The organism is Pantoea sp. C2G6, from assembly GCF_051336815.1.
Classification (GTDB): domain Bacteria; phylum Pseudomonadota; class Gammaproteobacteria; order Enterobacterales; family Enterobacteriaceae; genus Pantoea.
Map to the genome: position 1 here is coordinate 126,889 of NZ_JBGMNJ010000010.1, position 15,181 is coordinate 142,069.

14 protein-coding genes are annotated in these 15,181 nt (G+C 57.3%); 10 read left to right on the plus strand and 4 right to left on the minus strand.

The window, feature by feature from the left end:
- Positions 1-71 precede the first annotated feature (71 nt).
- Both treF and ACCW71_RS14590 read right to left on the minus strand, forming a co-directional pair.
- Positions 72-1,730, minus strand: a complete 1,659-nt coding sequence (gene treF, locus ACCW71_RS14585; protein WP_436372526.1) for an alpha,alpha-trehalase TreF — start codon at positions 1,728-1,730, stop codon at positions 72-74.
- 356 nt (positions 1,731-2,086) lie between these two features.
- Positions 2,087-2,944, minus strand: coding sequence for an SDR family oxidoreductase (locus ACCW71_RS14590; RefSeq protein ID WP_436372487.1), 858 nt, complete (start codon positions 2,942-2,944; stop codon positions 2,087-2,089).
- 102 nt (positions 2,945-3,046) lie between these two features.
- Here ACCW71_RS14590 and ACCW71_RS14595 point away from each other — a divergent pair, with 102 nt between their 5' ends.
- From ACCW71_RS14595 to ACCW71_RS14630, 8 genes are all read left to right on the plus strand, one after another.
- Positions 3,047-3,427, plus strand: a complete 381-nt coding sequence (locus tag ACCW71_RS14595; RefSeq protein ID WP_436372489.1) for a winged helix-turn-helix transcriptional regulator — start codon at positions 3,047-3,049, stop codon at positions 3,425-3,427.
- 758 nt (positions 3,428-4,185) lie between these two features.
- Complete coding sequence (locus ACCW71_RS14600) at positions 4,186-5,598, plus strand: cytochrome ubiquinol oxidase subunit I (RefSeq protein WP_436372491.1); 1,413 nt, start codon at positions 4,186-4,188, stop codon at positions 5,596-5,598.
- A 1-nt stretch (position 5,599) separates the two neighbouring features.
- Entirely contained in the window at positions 5,600-6,604 is a 1,005-nt protein-coding gene (cydB, locus tag ACCW71_RS14605; RefSeq protein ID WP_436372493.1) for a cytochrome d ubiquinol oxidase subunit II, read from the plus strand.
- Position 6,605: 1 nt separating this feature from the next.
- Positions 6,606-6,773 (plus strand): DUF2474 domain-containing protein, encoded by a 168-nt coding sequence (locus tag ACCW71_RS14610; protein WP_436372495.1) that lies wholly within the window; start codon positions 6,606-6,608, stop codon positions 6,771-6,773.
- A gap of 182 nt (positions 6,774-6,955) precedes the next feature.
- On the plus strand, positions 6,956-7,825 hold the full coding sequence (locus ACCW71_RS14615; RefSeq protein ID WP_436372497.1) for a helix-turn-helix domain-containing protein: 870 nt from the start codon (positions 6,956-6,958) through the stop codon (positions 7,823-7,825).
- A 228-nt stretch (positions 7,826-8,053) separates the two neighbouring features.
- Positions 8,054-8,239: a hypothetical protein gene (locus ACCW71_RS14620; protein WP_436372499.1), complete on the plus strand. Its 186-nt coding sequence runs from the start codon at positions 8,054-8,056 to the stop codon at positions 8,237-8,239.
- Between the two features lie 323 nt (positions 8,240-8,562).
- The gene (locus ACCW71_RS14625) at positions 8,563-9,345 is read left to right on the plus strand and encodes a siderophore-interacting protein (protein ID WP_436372500.1); all 783 of its coding nucleotides are present in this window, start codon (positions 8,563-8,565) and stop codon (positions 9,343-9,345) included.
- A 74-nt stretch (positions 9,346-9,419) separates the two neighbouring features.
- The gene (locus ACCW71_RS14630; RefSeq protein ID WP_436372502.1) at positions 9,420-9,950 is read left to right on the plus strand and encodes a PadR family transcriptional regulator; all 531 of its coding nucleotides are present in this window, start codon (positions 9,420-9,422) and stop codon (positions 9,948-9,950) included.
- A gap of 23 nt (positions 9,951-9,973) precedes the next feature.
- Here ACCW71_RS14630 and ACCW71_RS14635 read toward each other — a convergent pair whose 3' ends face one another.
- On the minus strand, positions 9,974-10,270 hold the full coding sequence (locus ACCW71_RS14635; RefSeq protein WP_436372504.1) for a SelT/SelW/SelH family protein: 297 nt from the start codon (positions 10,268-10,270) through the stop codon (positions 9,974-9,976).
- Positions 10,271-10,711: 441 nt separating this feature from the next.
- Between ACCW71_RS14635 and ACCW71_RS14640 the strand changes: the two genes are divergently transcribed.
- Positions 10,712-11,209 carry a CinA family protein gene (locus tag ACCW71_RS14640; protein WP_436372506.1) on the plus strand — a complete coding sequence of 166 codons (498 nt, stop codon included), beginning with the start codon at positions 10,712-10,714 and terminating at the stop codon, positions 11,207-11,209.
- A 35-nt stretch (positions 11,210-11,244) separates the two neighbouring features.
- Here the strand turns inward: ACCW71_RS14640 and acuI are convergent, their stop codons facing one another.
- Positions 11,245-12,228 carry an acrylyl-CoA reductase (NADPH) gene (acuI, locus tag ACCW71_RS14645; RefSeq protein WP_436372509.1) on the minus strand — a complete coding sequence of 328 codons (984 nt, stop codon included), beginning with the start codon at positions 12,226-12,228 and terminating at the stop codon, positions 11,245-11,247.
- A 596-nt stretch (positions 12,229-12,824) separates the two neighbouring features.
- On the opposite strand from acuI, the gene ACCW71_RS14650 reads away from it, so the two are divergent.
- The gene (locus ACCW71_RS14650) at positions 12,825-14,984 is read left to right on the plus strand and encodes an ornithine decarboxylase (RefSeq protein WP_436372511.1); all 2,160 of its coding nucleotides are present in this window, start codon (positions 12,825-12,827) and stop codon (positions 14,982-14,984) included.
- The last annotated feature ends 197 nt before the right edge of the window (positions 14,985-15,181 follow it).

A 15,181-nucleotide genomic window follows, 5' to 3' on the forward strand; every position in this document is an offset into this window, starting at 1 on the left:
CCTGAACTGCCTGATGAAAAAAAGCCGGAACAATCCGGCTTTTTTGCGTTCATTATTAACTCGCTGACGACTCAGTCAGCCATTAAATGGCCATACATGGTCATCAGTTTACGGGTGACGCCGTTGGTCCAGCCAAAGCCATCCTGCAACGGATACTCACCGCCACCACCCGGTCGGGCGCGTTCACCGCTGATGTCATATTTTTCCACCAGCTTGTGGTGCAGCTGATAGAAGTTATTAACCGTATTCAGCCAGTTGACCGCCACCTCACTCGCCAGCGTCTCTTCGCCATAGTTATTCAGGCCAACAATCGCCATCCACTGCATGGGTGCCCAGCCGTTGGGTCGGTCCCACTGCTCGCCGCTTTCCACCATCGAGGTCAGCAGGCCGCCATTGCTCAGCAGCAGGTGACGCAGCGCGACAGCTTGCAGGTGCGCCTGGTGTGGCGTCGCCAGACCAACAAACAGCGGAACCACCGCCGCGACGGTAAAGGCACCAAAGCGCGCACGACGCCAGTCGTAGTCGCGGAACACCCCAGCGGTGCTGTCCCACAGATAGCGGGTGATGGCGCGTTTACGCGCTTCCGCTTTTTTCTGCCACGCCAGCGCGGTCAGCTCTTCGCCTTTGGCATGGGAGAGCGTGGCGATCATCAGCTCCAGCTTGTACAGAAACGCATTAAGGTCGATCGGGATAAACTGCGTGGTACGGATACTCGACAGCCGTTTCGGGTTACGCAGCCAGCGCGAGGAGTAATCCCAGCCCGACTCCGCCCCGGCGCGCAGATCGCGATAGACTTCGCTCGCCGGTCGTTTTGACTGACGGGCCGTTTCCACATCCTCCAGCCAGGACTCATCACGCGGCGTATCACGGTCATCCCAGTAACGGTTAAGCAGCGAACCGTTAGGCATCCGCACCACGTGACGATAGGCCTGGTTCGGCATCAGTGAGCCCGCACCGTCCATCCAGAACTGATACTCCTTCATCAGCTGTTCCTGGTAGCGCTTAGCCCCGCGTACGCCATCCTCTTCGAAAAGCTCGACCATCAGCGCGAATACCGGCGGCTGCGAACGGCTGAGATAGTAGGTGCGGTTGCCGTTTGGCACATGACCATAGTTATCGATCAGCCAGGCAAAGTTATCTGCCATATGACGCAGCAGATCGTCACGGCCCGACTCGGCCAGACCGAGCATGGTGAAGTAGGAGTCCCAGTAGTAGGTCTCGCCAAAACGTCCGCCCGGTACCACATAGGGTTTGGGCAGCGGCAGCAGCGACGAGTGCGGCATGTGCTGCTGTGGCATTTTAGTCAGTACCGGCCAGAGATCGTCGATATGCTCATTGAGCGTTTTATCGGGATTGGAGACATAAAAACTTTCATTTACGCCAGGCAGATAGAAGTGATCGGCGACAAAACGCGACAGGTCGAAGTCACTGCTGCGTTTCTGACGACGATAGCGCATCAGCACATCCAGCGGATCGTACTTAGGCGAACAGTCGGGAAAGGTTTTGCTATCCTCGAAAATTCCTGACATCTGGACATGTTCGAACAGTTCCAGATAGCGATCGGCAGGCGTGAGCGCATCCGGGGCGGGCAGACCTTCAATCAGCTCCGGCTCCGGTTCAGAATCCTGCATGCGCTCCAGTTTCAGTTCATGGGGATCGTATTGATACTCAACTTCCGCCCCGGCACGAACCTCTTCAAGTGCATTTTGTTGCTGGCGATAAGTATTAATAGCGGCCTCCTGAGCGGGTCTTGGTTGCACAAAGGACAAATTATAGACCGCTCATCCTGCGGAACAACAATGCAGATTATCTATGAACGTAATAAAAATTGTCTATTAATCGGCGTTTTTGAATAATATCCAGACAATTCAACCAAATATGCCGGTGTTCACAAAAAATGCATTTCGGATGAATCTCTTAGCAACCGGAATAAAAAAATTTTAGCTGAAGAAAACTGCGGTTTGTTTACATTTTGAAAGATAAGCGGCGGCGAAAAAAGGTGCAGAAGATGGCATACGCAACGCAGAAACCGCTGAGAAGAGAGGTTATCCGAAGCGGGCAGCGCTTGCCCGCTCCGCGTGGCCTTTTACCGGTTCGCCAGTGCCGCACGAATCACCGCCTGCCAGGCGGTAGTGGGGCGACCAATCAGCTTGCTCAGCTGACGTGAGTCGTCAAACAGACCCCCTTTCTCTGCCCCGGCGTCGGAGTCGGCCAGCATCTCTGCCAGACCCTCCGGCAGACCTGCATTTTTCAGCGCAGCGGCAAAGTCGCCCTGTGACAGATTCACGTATTGCACTTTCAGACCAGTCTGCGCCGCAATTTCAGCGGTAAACTCTGCCAGCGTGTAACTTTCGTCGCCAGCCAGTTCATACACTTTGCCCGCCTGATCGTCCCGGGTCAGCACGGCGGCAGCGGCTTCCGCGTAGTCCTGACGTGCAGCCGAGGCGATACGGCCTTCGCCTGCCGCGCCAATAAAAGCGTGATGCGCTAAGGCGGGCGGGATGCTGGCCGCGTAGTTCTCGCTGTACCAGCCGTTGCGCAGCAGGGCGAACGGAATGCCAGAGGCGCTGAGCAGCGCTTCAGTGGCGCGATGTTCCACGCCTAAGCCCAGCGGGGAGGTATCCGCATGCAGCAGGCTGGTGTAAGCGATAAAACCGACGCCCGCGGCCCGCGCCGCGTCGATCACCGCTTTATGCTGCGCTTCACGCTGGCCGACCTCACTGCCGGAGATCAGCAGCAGCTTATCGACGCCGGTAAAAGCGGCTTTGAGCGTATCGGGCTGCGCGTAGTCGGCGTGGCGGACCACGACGCCGAGCGCCGCCAGATCGGCCGCTTTGGCGGGCGTACGCACGGCGGCAACGATCTCACCCGCCGGAACTTTTTTAAGTAAAGCATCAATTACGAAACGGCCCAGCTGGCCGGTGGCACCTGTGACTGCAATCATTTTTTGCTCCGATTATCTGGCTGTTGGTGTATTGCAGACTAGGGCATAAGCTAATCTTTAGTAAGTACTTACAGATTTGTTAGTTTGAGGCGGAAGGATTAAATGTCTGAAAAATTGAGTGAAAAATTTAGCCGTGGTGAATTACTCAACGTGAACTGTCCCTCTCGTGAGGTGCTGAAACGGGTAACCAGCCGCTGGAGTGTACTCATCCTGCTGGCCTTACGGGGAGAGACGCTGCGATTCAGTGCACTGCGTCGGGCGGTAGGCGGCATCAGCGAGCGGATGCTGGCGCAGAACCTGCGCTATCTGGAGGAGGATGGCTTTGTGCAGCGCATCGCCTATGACGTAGTACCGCCTCACGTGGAGTATCGCTTAACGCCGCTGGGAGAGGAGGTGGGTGAGCAGGTGGTCAGCCTGGCGGACTGGCTGGAACTCAATCTGAACCGGATTCTGGCGCAACGCCAGCAGGCGTCTTCAGAGTAAGGCGACAGCCGGAGGGGTTACGCGCGTTGGCAGCTGCCCCAAAAGCGGCCCCTGCGCTTCGCTGAAAGCGCATAGCGGAACGGCAGCCTGAATAACCTGCGGCGATTTTCTGAGCCGCCCTGCTGATTATTAAACCCGATTTACGCGCGGCTGGCAGCGAATTGCCCGTCGCTGCGGCATCACTGTTAATCACCGGTTCCTTTCTGACTCATTTCTTTAACATATATCGTTGCGCTTAAATCTGCCGTTCCGGCTTTTTTCGCCTGAAATAACGCGCCTATTACTCCGGCTAAAGCAAAAAAGGTAAACAAAGCGGCGGGCTCGCCTATTAACTAAGATAACCCATTAAAAAACAAGGTCATTTAATTTGTGCAATTATAAGAATTGCCGTTATATAAAACGGTTACATACAAAAATCCTGACTAAAAACAGCGGGTTGAAAACCTTTTTTGGGTCAGATTTCTCTTAGCGGTAGCCCATTTTTACGACGGGAATTACGTAACATTATTGCCACATAACTGCGCTGTAATTAACTTTTATCGCCTGTTTTTAAATAAGAAATTCACGCCAAAAACAATGACCAAAATCAAAAAATACTGTTATAGTTTTCGGTAACCCCACTGTTTCTTTTTCCCCGCCGCAAAGCGTTTTAAATTTGCGCCGGGGATTTTCATCCAGCGCAGCAAAATAGGCGTGTCAGGTTTAAGTTGTTAATTATAAGTAAATATACAGTGTTCCGTGTGGCAACGAGGTAAGCAATGTTCGGATTAGATGCCTTTCATCTGGCCAGGATTCAGTTCGCATTTACTGTCTCCTTCCATATTATTTTTCCCGCCATCACCATCGGTCTCGCCAGCTTTCTGGCGGTGCTCGAAGGGATGTGGCTCAAAACCCGCGATCAGACCTATCGCGATCTCTACCACTTCTGGTCGAAAATCTTTGCCGTCAACTTCGGCATGGGAGTGGTATCAGGATTGGTGATGGCCTATCAGTTCGGCACCAACTGGAGCGGCTTCTCGGCGTTCGCCGGTAGCATCACCGGTCCGCTGCTGACCTATGAGGTGTTGACCGCCTTCTTCCTGGAAGCGGGCTTCCTCGGCGTGATGCTGTTTGGCTGGAATCGCGTCGGTCCTGGCCTGCACTTCTTTGCCACCTGTATGGTCGCGCTCGGCACCCTGATCTCCACCTTCTGGATCCTCGCCTCCAACAGCTGGATGCATACGCCGCAGGGCTACATCATCGAAAACGGCATTGTGGTGCCGCAGGACTGGTTCAAAATTGTCTTTAACCCGTCCTTCCCTTATCGGCTGTTCCATATGTCGGTGGCCGCTTTCCTGGCGAGCGCCTTCTTTGTCGGTTCGTCGGCCGCGTGGCATCTGCTGAAGGGCAACAACAACCCGGCTATCCGTAAGATGTTCTCCATGGCGTTGTGGATGGCGCTGATTGTCGCGCCGATTCAGGCGATGATTGGCGATGCGCACGGTCTTAACACCCTGGAGCATCAGCCCGCTAAAATCGCGGCGATTGAGGGACACTGGGAAAACCCGCCGGGCGAAGCCACGCCATTGATCCTGTTTGGCATCCCCGATATGGAGCAGGAGCGCACCAAATATGCGCTGGAAGTGCCTTACCTCGGCAGCCTGATCCTGACCCACAGCCTGGATAAGCAGGTTCCGGCGCTGAAGTCGTTCCCGAAAGAGGACCGGCCAAACTCCACGGTGATCTTCTGGTCATTCCGCGTGATGGTGGCGCTGGGGCTGCTGATGATCACCCTGGGCGTGGTGAGTCTCTGGCTGCGCTTTAAAGGGCGTCTCTATGAGTCGCGTCCGTTCCTGTGGTTTGCGCTGCTGATGGGGCCATCAGGTCTGATTGCGATTCTGGCGGGCTGGTTCACCACCGAAATCGGTCGTCAGCCGTGGGTAGTCTATGGCGTTCAGCGCACCATTGACGCGGTTTCCGCACACGGTGATATGCACATGAGCATCAGCCTGCTGGCCTTTATTGTGGTCTACAGCTCGGTGTTCGGGGTGGGCTATCACTATATGATGCGCCTGATTAAGCAGGGACCGGTTACCGGCGAAGGCCATATCACCGAGCAGGGTGGTCCGGGTCAGAAGAAAACCCCGGCGCGTCCGCTTTCCGCTGCCACCTTTAAGGACGGAGACCACTAAAATGATCGATTATTCCGTTATCTGGTTTGCGATTATCGTTTTCGCCACCCTGATGTACATCGTGATGGATGGTTTCGACCTGGGGATCGGCCTGCTGTTCCCGTTCAATAAAGATGCCGGTGAGCGTGACATGATGGTGAACACCGTCGCGCCGGTCTGGGATGGCAATGAAACCTGGCTGGTGCTGGGCGGTGCGGGCTTGTTTGGCGCGTTCCCGCTTGCCTATGCGGTGATCGCCGACGCGCTCTCGATTCCGCTGACCGCCATGCTGATTGGCCTGATTTTCCGCGGCGTCGCCTTTGAGTTCCGCTTCAAGGCGGTGGAAGGGCATCGGGCATTCTGGGACAAGTCGTTTATCGCTGGCTCCGTGCTCGCCACCTTCAGTCAGGGTGTGGCGGTTGGCGCGTTGCTGGATGGCATTCCGGTCGAAGGACGCCATTTCGCTGGCTCGGCGATGGACTGGCTGGCACCGTTCCCGCTGTTCTGCGGCGTCGGTCTGGTAGTGGCCTATGCGCTGCTGGGCTGCACCTGGCTTATCATGAAGACCGAAAATGAGCTGCACCGCAAGATGTCGGCACTGGCGACTCCGCTGCTGATTGCGTTGCTGGTGATTATTGGCATCATCAGCCTGTGGACACCGTTTGCCCATGCGGATATTGCTCAGCGCTGGTTCACCAGGCCCAACCTGTTCTGGTTCCTGCCGGTTCCGGTGCTGGTGCTGCTCTGCTCGTGGGGCCTGATGCGTGCCATCAAGCGTGAGGCGCACTATTCACCGTTCCTGCTGACGCTGGCGCTGATCTTCCTCGGCTTCTCCGGGCTGGGTATCAGTATCTGGCCAAACATCATTCCACCGTCCGTGACCATCTGGGCCGCCGCTTCGCCGCCGCAGAGTCAGGCCTTTATGCTGGTTGGCAGCCTGCTGATCATTCCGATGATCCTGGGCTACACCTTCTGGAGCTACTACGTGTTCCGTGGAAAAATCAAAGCAGACGCAGGATACCACTGATATGAAAAGTGAACTCAGCAGCATGAAAAACCATACCGAGCCCAAAGCTCCCTGGTGGAAGCGCGTGATGTGGCTGGTGTTCATCTATGCCGCCAGCGTGCTGGCGCTGGGCGTCGTGGCTTCGCTGTTTCGCATGATGATGACAGCGGCCGGGATGCGCAGCCACTGATCACCGCAGGTGCCAGAAAGGCTGACTCCGGTCAGCCTTTTTTAATTAGTTACCTAAGCAATTAATGTCAAGCCGCCCGTTATCAGCGTGTTATGCTTGCGCTTCCCCGATACCATTTTGCGATTTTCGTTACTCTTTTGTGATAAAAATCGCCGTCTCTTGTCGCGTTGTTAATCGTCATCATGCTCAGTCAGACCCTTAAAAAACAGCACATTCACGACCTCATCGAGTGGATAGAAGCCCATCTTACCGACGATCTTAACGTCGATCAGATCAGCCTGAAATCGGGCTATTCCAAATGGCACATGCAGCGCATGTTCAAAGAGATGACCGGACAGACGCTGGCCGCCTATACCCGCAAACGGCGTCTGACGATGGCGGCGATGGCGCTGCGTCTGACGCGCATGACGCTGATCGACATCGCGGTGCGTTTTGGTTTTGATAATCAGCAGAACTTTACCCGGGTGTTCAAAGGCCACTTTTCGCTGACGCCAGGCGCGTTCCGCCGTGTGCCCTATCTGCCGGTAAAACACTTCCACAGCCGGATTCCGCTGCGCTCGCCGCTGGAGCGCGCCACGCTGGTGGAGCGTAAAGAGGAACTGCAACTCTGTGGTGAGACGCTGGAGTGGGAGTGCCGCTTTGGTGAGTACATCGCCGATCGTGAGCAGCGGGTGGCCGGGCAGGCGCGGCAGCTGGTGGCGCTGGCGGGCGGCCGGGCGACTCAGGGCTGGCTGGGCTTCGAGTATGGCCCCGGCCACAGCTCCGCCGATCAGCAGAATATCAGCCTGTTGCAGGCGCTGGAGCCGCAGCATGCCGATCTGCTGGGGAACCCTGCCAGCCGCTGGTATGCCACGCCGGGTCTCTACGCGGTGATCCGCTGGAGCGGCTCGCCGGAACAGCTGACCCGGGTTATCGCCGACATCTACTATCAGCATCTGCCCGCGCTTGGCGTGTCGCGCCGGGCCGGGAAGGATCTGCTGCGGCTCGATTTCGCCCAGTGCAAACCTGACTGGTTAAGTGGAGTGTTTTCGATTCCGGTGATGCAGGCGTAAGGGAGATCAGGGCAGGGCGCAGCGCGCGTTGTCCGGTCCATGCATCTTTTGTGCGATAAACTGTGACAAACCGCACGATTTTATAAACTAACCCGCCAGCCAGGCGTAAAATCCTCCACCGAAGTCCGGCTACGCCCGAATCATCGCGCTTAGCTGCCAGGACTGGAATTTTCATCTGCTTTTTCTGGCCATTTCCGGCCAGAACGACCCAATCAAAACGAAAACACTATGCGACGCTTAATCTTCTCACTGCTTCTGGCATTGCCTGTGCTGGCAACGGCTCAGCAGGCTGAACCCTTTTCACCGCCTGCCGGACTGCATCCGCACTCTCAGACCTCCCAGCATGAGATTCTGGGTGATGGTGAGCTGCCGGAACAGAGCACCACCGCGACCGGCTTCAACGACACGCTGTAACCGGTCATCTGCTGCCCGTCTGATCGCCTCAGCGGTGCGGCATCCTGTCCGGCTCTTCCCGAGCCGGGCAGTCGCCACCCGATCTGACTCCCTCTCTTTCCGCTGCCGCTGAACCTGCGATTACCTTCGCACTTTAAACCCTGCTTTGCCCTCAGGCTGCGCTGCGTTAACGGCGTAAAATATATCTTCGATCGCATTTTTAGTCATTGTGCTGAAGATATATCATAGCTAATGTGGGTGCCTCAGATGAGAATGATTGTGATTCCATCATTGCTACTATGCCCTCGATTGACGGGCATCCATCCCGCTTCAGGAGAGATCTTTTGCCAAATTCAGCCGCCCATCGCGCTCCTCAGCGCGTCCGTAATGAACTGCGTTTTCGCCATATCCAGGTCGTGAGTAAAACCCTTGTTGCCGGTCACTTCTGGCGCATCCGCTTCAGCGGCAGCGATCTGGCCGGTTTTGATTCGCCCGGTTTTGATGATCACATCAAAGTCTTCTTCCCGGCCGCCGCAGGTGAAGCGCTGAGCCTGCCGCAGATCACCGACGCGGGAATTGTCTGGCCCGACGGTCTGCGTCCGCAGGCGCGTGACTACACGCCGCTGGCGTTTGATGGTGAATCGTCACTGACCCTCGATTTCTATATTCATCAGCAGGGCGTCGCCAGTGAGTGGGCAGCTCAGGCGCAGGCTGGCGATCGACTGGTTATTGGCGGACCACGCGGCTCGCTGGTGGTGCCTGCTGACTACGCTTTCCAGCTCTACCTCTGTGATGAAACCGGCCTGCCCGCTTTTGCACGGCGTCAGCGTGACGCCAGGGCGCAGGCGCTGCATCTCTATGCCTATACCGATGAGGCCACCGGCCGTGACTACCTGCCCGACACCACGGGTGTGACGCTCAACTGGCTCGGCAGCGGTCAGATGCAGAGCGCACAGCTCAGCGCGCTGATTGCCCGGCTGGATCAGCTCGCCATCCCGGCCGAAGATTACTTTATCTGGCTGACCGGGGAAGGGGCGTTTGTGAAAGCGATCTGCGACTACTTTACCGTGCAGCGCGGTCTCGACAGCGACTTCATCCGGGCGGTCGCCTACTGGCATCAGAAGTAAGCCTCAGCCGCCTGAGTTGAGTTTTATCAGGCGGCGGACTACCATCAATCTCCTTTTCCCCCGCAGGCCAGGCCATGAAACCGCACTTAACCGCTTCCTCATCTGACGCACCCTCCGGCAATTGCAGCGGACGGCGTAAACGACGTGAAAAGATGCTGGAGGCGAGTGAGATCCGTCTGCTGATGCTCCATTTTCTGGCGCAGAACGCGGCTCACGGTTATGAGTTAATCAAATCGGTTGAGGAGTTGTCGAAAGGGGAGTATTCGCCCAGTCCGGGGATTATCTACCCGAATCTGACGCTGCTGGAGGAGATGGAGGCGATTGAGGTGCTGGATGCGCAGGCCACACGCAAAGCCTATCGGCTGACGCCCGCGGGCGAAACGCTGCTGGCGGACAACCGCGCCGCGGTTGCCAGCCTGATTAGCCGTCTCTCCTCACTGGCCGTTCTGGTGAACAACCGCAACATTCCTGCCGTAGAGCAGGCGATCCACCGGCTGAAGATGGCGCTGAACGGGCGGCTGGCGCAGGAGGATATTTCCGATGCCTCGCTACAGACGCTGATCACTGCGCTGCATGAGGCGGCAGAAAAAATCAGCCGCAGTTAACGGCGACGCGCCAGCCAGCCGTCTTAGCTTATCTCCGGCTTGTGCTTATCAATGTGCCCCAGGGTACGGTCCGGGAAACAGATGTCGCGCACCCGCTGCTTCAGCGTGGTTGCGTCAGGGAATCCGCCATCCCGCTTGCGTTCCCACAGCAGATGCTCATCCAGCGTAATCTCAAAAATCCCGCCGGTGCCTGGTTTAAGCGTTACCGCCGCCAGATCCTCAGCAAAGGTGTGCAGGAGTTCCTGTGCCATCCACGCTGACCGCATCAGCCAGTTGCATTGCATACAGTAGTGAATAACGACCACAGGTTTTTGCGCCATAACTCTTTTCCTTTCATTTTCTGATAAATAAACACGATTTCCGGTTAACAACCTGTGCGCTGTGGCGTTCTCTATCAATGCAAATGTCATTGATGATGATTCTTTATTCTCTTACAGCCTGAGGTACTGCGCTGGCAGGCTGCTTTTTTCACTGCTCTGGCAGCGTTGTTTTTATGCTCTGTGGCAAGTGAGCGAATACTAACAATTAATCCGCTGCGGCGCGCCCATGTGACCACGTTTTCAGAAAAGGATGCAACCGCAACGGCTGAAACGGCGGTCGGCCGCCATACGTTATGCCACGGTCAGGCCAGTGAACAAGTTAGCGTGGGTTTTCGGCTGTTTTCTCAGGCCGTTTCGCTTTAAAAACATTGTGTTGCGCAGTTTTAACTGACGATTTTGCGCTATACCTGGAGTTCCGGGAAGGCGAATAAGGAGACCATAATGACAAAATCGTTAGATCAGACTGCTGAACAACTGGGTGATATTTTACTCTCCTCCGGGCTGCATATGGTGACGGCTGAGTCCTGTACCGCCGGCTTGATCAGCATGACGCTGGCTGCGGTGGCCAACAGCGGCAACTTCTATACCAGCGGCTTCGTGACCTACAGTGAAAATGCCAAAACCCGCCTGCTGGGGGTGCATCCCGACACGCTGAAACAGCATACGGCGGTGAGTGAGCAGACGGCGCGCGAGATGGTGCGGGGAGCCTGCGCCCGATCCGGCGAGCCTGTGGGCTTGTCGATCACCGGCTATGCCGGACCCGATGGCGGCGAAGATGGCACGCCGGCCGGTACCATCTGGTTTGGCTGGGTGCTGCCGGATGGACGGGATGAGGCAGAGTGCCACCGCTTCAGTGGCGAGCCAAAATCGGTGATGGAGCAGGGCACGCAGTTTGCGCTGGAAGGGCTGATTAAGCGGCTGAAGCGGGGCGGGCAGTAAAGGCGCGCCGACGCGCGCCTGAGGAAAGCTAAATGTCAGCGGCAGTCGACAATCAGGCGACCCTGTACCCGGCCATCCAGCAGATCCTGCGCGCCTTCTCTGGCTTCGCTTAACGGGATAACCCGGCTGAGCTGACTCAGCAGTTCGCTATCCAGCAGCTCACCGAGCCGCTGCCAGGCCTGCTGACGCAGCGGTAGCGGGCACATCACGCTGTCGACCCCGGCCAGCGTCACGCCGCGTAAAATAAAAGGCGCGACGCTGCTGGGCAGATCGAGCCCCTGCGCCATACCGCAGGCGGCCACCGCGCCGTCGCGCTGGGTGGCGGCCAGCACATTGGCCAGCGTGTGGCTGCCGACCGTGTCCACCGCGGCCGCCCAGCGCTCTTTCGCCAGTGGCTTGCCGGGCTGTGACAACTCTTCACGATCCATCACTGAAGCCGCGCCAAGGGTATCGATCAGGTAGGCGCTATCGCTGGCACGTCCGCTGGCGGCGATCACCTGATAGCCGAGGCGGGCCAGCAGGCTGACGCTATAGCTGCCAACGCCACCGCTGGCGCCGGTCACCAGCACCGGACCGCGTTCCGGCGTTACGCCCTGTTTTTCCAGCGCCATCACGCAGAGCATGGCGGTCAGCCCGGCGGTGCCGATTGCCATGGTTTGCAGCGGGCTCAGTGAGGCGGGCACGCGCACCAGCCAGTCACCGCTGACGCTGGCTTTTTGTGCCAGGCCACCCCACTGTTTTTCACCCACGCCCCAGCCGGTCAGCAGCGCCACATCATCCTGCCGCCAGTCGGGATGGCGGCTGGCGGTGACCCGGCCCACAAAATCGATACCCGGCACCATCGGGAACTGACGCACAATCGGACCTTTATTGCAGATCGCCAGAGCATCTTTGTAGTTGAGAGAGGAGTAGCTGACGTCAAGCGTGACATCGTGATCGGGGAGTTGAGATTCGGGAAGATCTTTCAGCAGGGAACGGTAACCTTGTTCGTCATTTTCAATGACCAGTGCCTTGAACATGCTGCCTCCGGCAGAGTAGGAAAGAAAAGAACCAGTTTACGCCTGGTTGAGGCAATGCGGTAGGGCAATGACGGTGGCCTGCGGTAACGGGGACCGTCAGGCGGCGAAGCGTGCGGAAGCACGCCTGCATCAGTGGATTAATGACTGCATAAATCCGCATATAATTCAGATAATTAGTCGGAGTTGAAAGTGTAATAAGTAATTTAATTATAAAAATCAATAGATTGTGTTTTTAATGGGTGACTGAATAATTGCCGCTGTCGGGTTGTTCACAGCAAAAAAAGATGACATGATGACCGCCACTTTTTTGACCCTGCTTATCGATCACAGAGGATGTCGCCATGTCCGGTTCACCGCGCATCAGCCCGGATTACCGTTCGCTTTTTCCGGCGTACACCGGGTCAGCCTCTTTGCTGACATCTCTGTTATTCACCATGCGGTGAGGCCAGCCGGGCACCGGCTGCGGAAGCCGTAAAGCGACTGCTTTATGGCTCTTCACCAGCTGCGTATGCCCTCTTACCGCTGACACATTCGCCGGGGCGATGTCCCCATAATTGTGCCGCTGGCACTTCCTCCCTGACGTTAGGGATTCTGCTATGACTCCACTGAAAATTGCTGCCAGCGCTGCGGTAGCCCCCAGCCTGACCCTTAACACCGCGCGTGATGTGGTGACACTGGATAACACCGACTTTACCGATGTGGCGGCGGTCGTCGTCTCGCTGGCGGATACACGCAGCGGCGTACTGGCGCTGCTGCGACATACCGGCTTTAATCTGCCGGTTTTTGTCGCCAATGCTTTTGAAGAAGAGGTGATGCATCTGCCCGGCGTCAGCGGTGAGCTGAACGGCGAACCGCAGCAGTGGCTGGCGCTGGAAGCGGCTGCACAGGCGTATGAAGCGGCGCTGCTGCCACCCTTTTTTGAGACGCTCTCCCGCTATGTCGATATGCAGAACAGCACCTTTGCCTGTCCGGGGCATCAGGGCGGCGCGTTCTTTAAAAAGCATCCGGCGGGCAAGCAGTTTTACGACTTTTATGGCGAGAATGTCTTCCGCTCTGACATGTGTAATGCCGACGTCAAGCTGGGCGATCTGCTGATCCACGAAGGTTCGGCCAAAGATGCGCAGAAGTATGCGGCGAAGGTGTTCAACGCCGACAAAACCTACTTTGTGCTTAACGGCACCTCAAGCGCGAACAAAGTGGTGACCAATGCGCTGCTGACCCGTGGCGATCTGGTGCTGTTCGATCGCAACAACCATAAGTCTAACCATCATGGCGCGCTGATTCAGGCGGGGGCGACGCCGGTTTATCTTGAAGCGGCGCGTAATCCTTTTGGCTTTATTGGCGGTATTGACGCGCACTGCTTTGATGAAGCCTATCTGCGTGAGCAGATCGCCGCAGTGGCTCCGCAGCGCGCGACAGAAGCGCGGCCTTTCCGTCTGGCGATCATTCAGCTGGGCACTTACGATGGCACGGTCTACAACGCGCGTCAGGTAGTGGATCGCATCGGGCATCTGTGTGACTACATCCTGTTTGATTCCGCCTGGCTCGGCTATGAGCAGTTTATTCCGCTGATGGAGGGCTGTTCACCACTGACGCTGACCCTGAACGAAAACGATCCCGGCATTTTTGTCACTCAGTCGGTGCATAAGCAGCTGGCGGGCTTTTCCCAGACCTCGCAGATCCACAAAAAAGATAATCACATTCGCGGACAGCGCCGCTTCTGCCCGCACAAGCGTCTGAATAACGCCTTTATGCTGCACGCCTCAACCAGCCCGTTCTATCCGCTGTTTGCCGCGCTGGATATAAACGCCAGGATGCATCAGGGAGAAGCGGGGCGTCGCATGTGGGATGAGTGCGTCATGCTGGGCATTGATGCGCGTAAAGCGATCCTGGAACGCTGCGAAATGATCCTGCCGTTTGTGCCGGAGACGGTAGAGGGTCAGCGCTGGCAGGATGCACCCACCGAGGCGATCGCCCGCGATCTGCGTTACTTCAGCTTTGAACCGCAGGCGAAGTGGCACGGTTTCGCCGGTTATGCGCGGGATCAGTATCGGGTCGATCCCTGCAAGCTGCTGCTGACTACGCCGGGGATTGACGCGGCCAGCGGCGAGTATGCTGATTTTGGTATTCCGGCGACCATCCTGGCGAACTATCTGCGTGAGAATGGCATCGTGCCGGAGAAGTGCGATCTCAACTCGATTCTGTTTCTGCTGACCCCGGCGGAGAGCCCGGAGAAGATGGCGAACCTGGTGGCGATGCTGGTGCAGTTTGAGCAGCATGTAAAAGAGGATGCGCCGCTGGCGGAAGTGCTGCCGACGATTTACCGCAAGAACGCTGAGCGTTACGCGGGCTATACCCTGCGTCGGCTCTGTCAGGAGATGCACGATCTCTATGTCAGTCACGATGTGAAGGGGTTGCAGCGCAGGATGTTCCGTGCCGCGGAGTTTCCGCCGGTCAGGGTAAATCCGCAGGATGCGCATCAGGCTTATATCCGCGGCGAGGTGGAGCTGGTGCCGATAGCCGAGGCGGAAGGCCGGATCGCGGCGGAAGGTGCGCTGCCTTATCCGCCGGGGGTGCTGTGCGTGGTGCCAGGCGAAGCGTGGGGCGGGGCAGTACAGCGTTACTTCCTGGCGCTGGAAGAGGGGCTGAATCTGCTGCCGGGCTTCTCGCCAGAGTTGCAGGGGGTCTACACCGAAGAGGATGCGCAGGGGCGCAGTTATCTGGTGGCGAATATGATGGTGGGGAGCGGCGGGTAGCGGCCCACCGGGCCTTTTTTGTTCGCTGCGCGAACGGGCGGGGTGGTTTCGCTGTGCAGCGGGCTGACACTGAGCGGGTTTCGCCCGCCAGGCGTGGGGGAGTTTCAGGCCGCCGGAGCGGGCGGTCGCGTCAAGGGGCGGACGCCCGCCCCTTAACAATCCCGGCGCCCGGCAGCCTGCGCGCCCCGCTTTGCGGG

Bases quoted from the DNA above. Each gene is read 5' to 3' on its own strand.
- ACCW71_RS14590 (WP_436372487.1), bottom strand. From the start codon at position 2,944: ATGATTGCAGTCACAGGTGCCACCGGCCAGCTGGGCCGTTTCGTAATT.
- ACCW71_RS14595 (WP_436372489.1), top strand. From the start codon at position 3,047: ATGTCTGAAAAATTGAGTGAAAAATTTAGCCGTGGTGAATTACTCAAC.
- ACCW71_RS14600 (WP_436372491.1), top strand. From the start codon at position 4,186: ATGTTCGGATTAGATGCCTTTCATCTGGCCAGGATTCAGTTCGCATTT.
- cydB (WP_436372493.1), top strand. From the start codon at position 5,600: ATGATCGATTATTCCGTTATCTGGTTTGCGATTATCGTTTTCGCCACC.
- ACCW71_RS14610 (WP_436372495.1), top strand. From the start codon at position 6,606: ATGAAAAGTGAACTCAGCAGCATGAAAAACCATACCGAGCCCAAAGCT.
- ACCW71_RS14615 (WP_436372497.1), top strand. From the start codon at position 6,956: ATGCTCAGTCAGACCCTTAAAAAACAGCACATTCACGACCTCATCGAG.
- ACCW71_RS14620 (WP_436372499.1), top strand. From the start codon at position 8,054: ATGCGACGCTTAATCTTCTCACTGCTTCTGGCATTGCCTGTGCTGGCA.
- ACCW71_RS14630 (WP_436372502.1), top strand. From the start codon at position 9,420: ATGAAACCGCACTTAACCGCTTCCTCATCTGACGCACCCTCCGGCAAT.
- ACCW71_RS14635 (WP_436372504.1), bottom strand. From the start codon at position 10,270: ATGGCGCAAAAACCTGTGGTCGTTATTCACTACTGTATGCAATGCAAC.
- ACCW71_RS14640 (WP_436372506.1), top strand. From the start codon at position 10,712: ATGACAAAATCGTTAGATCAGACTGCTGAACAACTGGGTGATATTTTA.
- acuI (WP_436372509.1), bottom strand. From the start codon at position 12,228: ATGTTCAAGGCACTGGTCATTGAAAATGACGAACAAGGTTACCGTTCC.
- ACCW71_RS14650 (WP_436372511.1), top strand. From the start codon at position 12,825: ATGACTCCACTGAAAATTGCTGCCAGCGCTGCGGTAGCCCCCAGCCTG.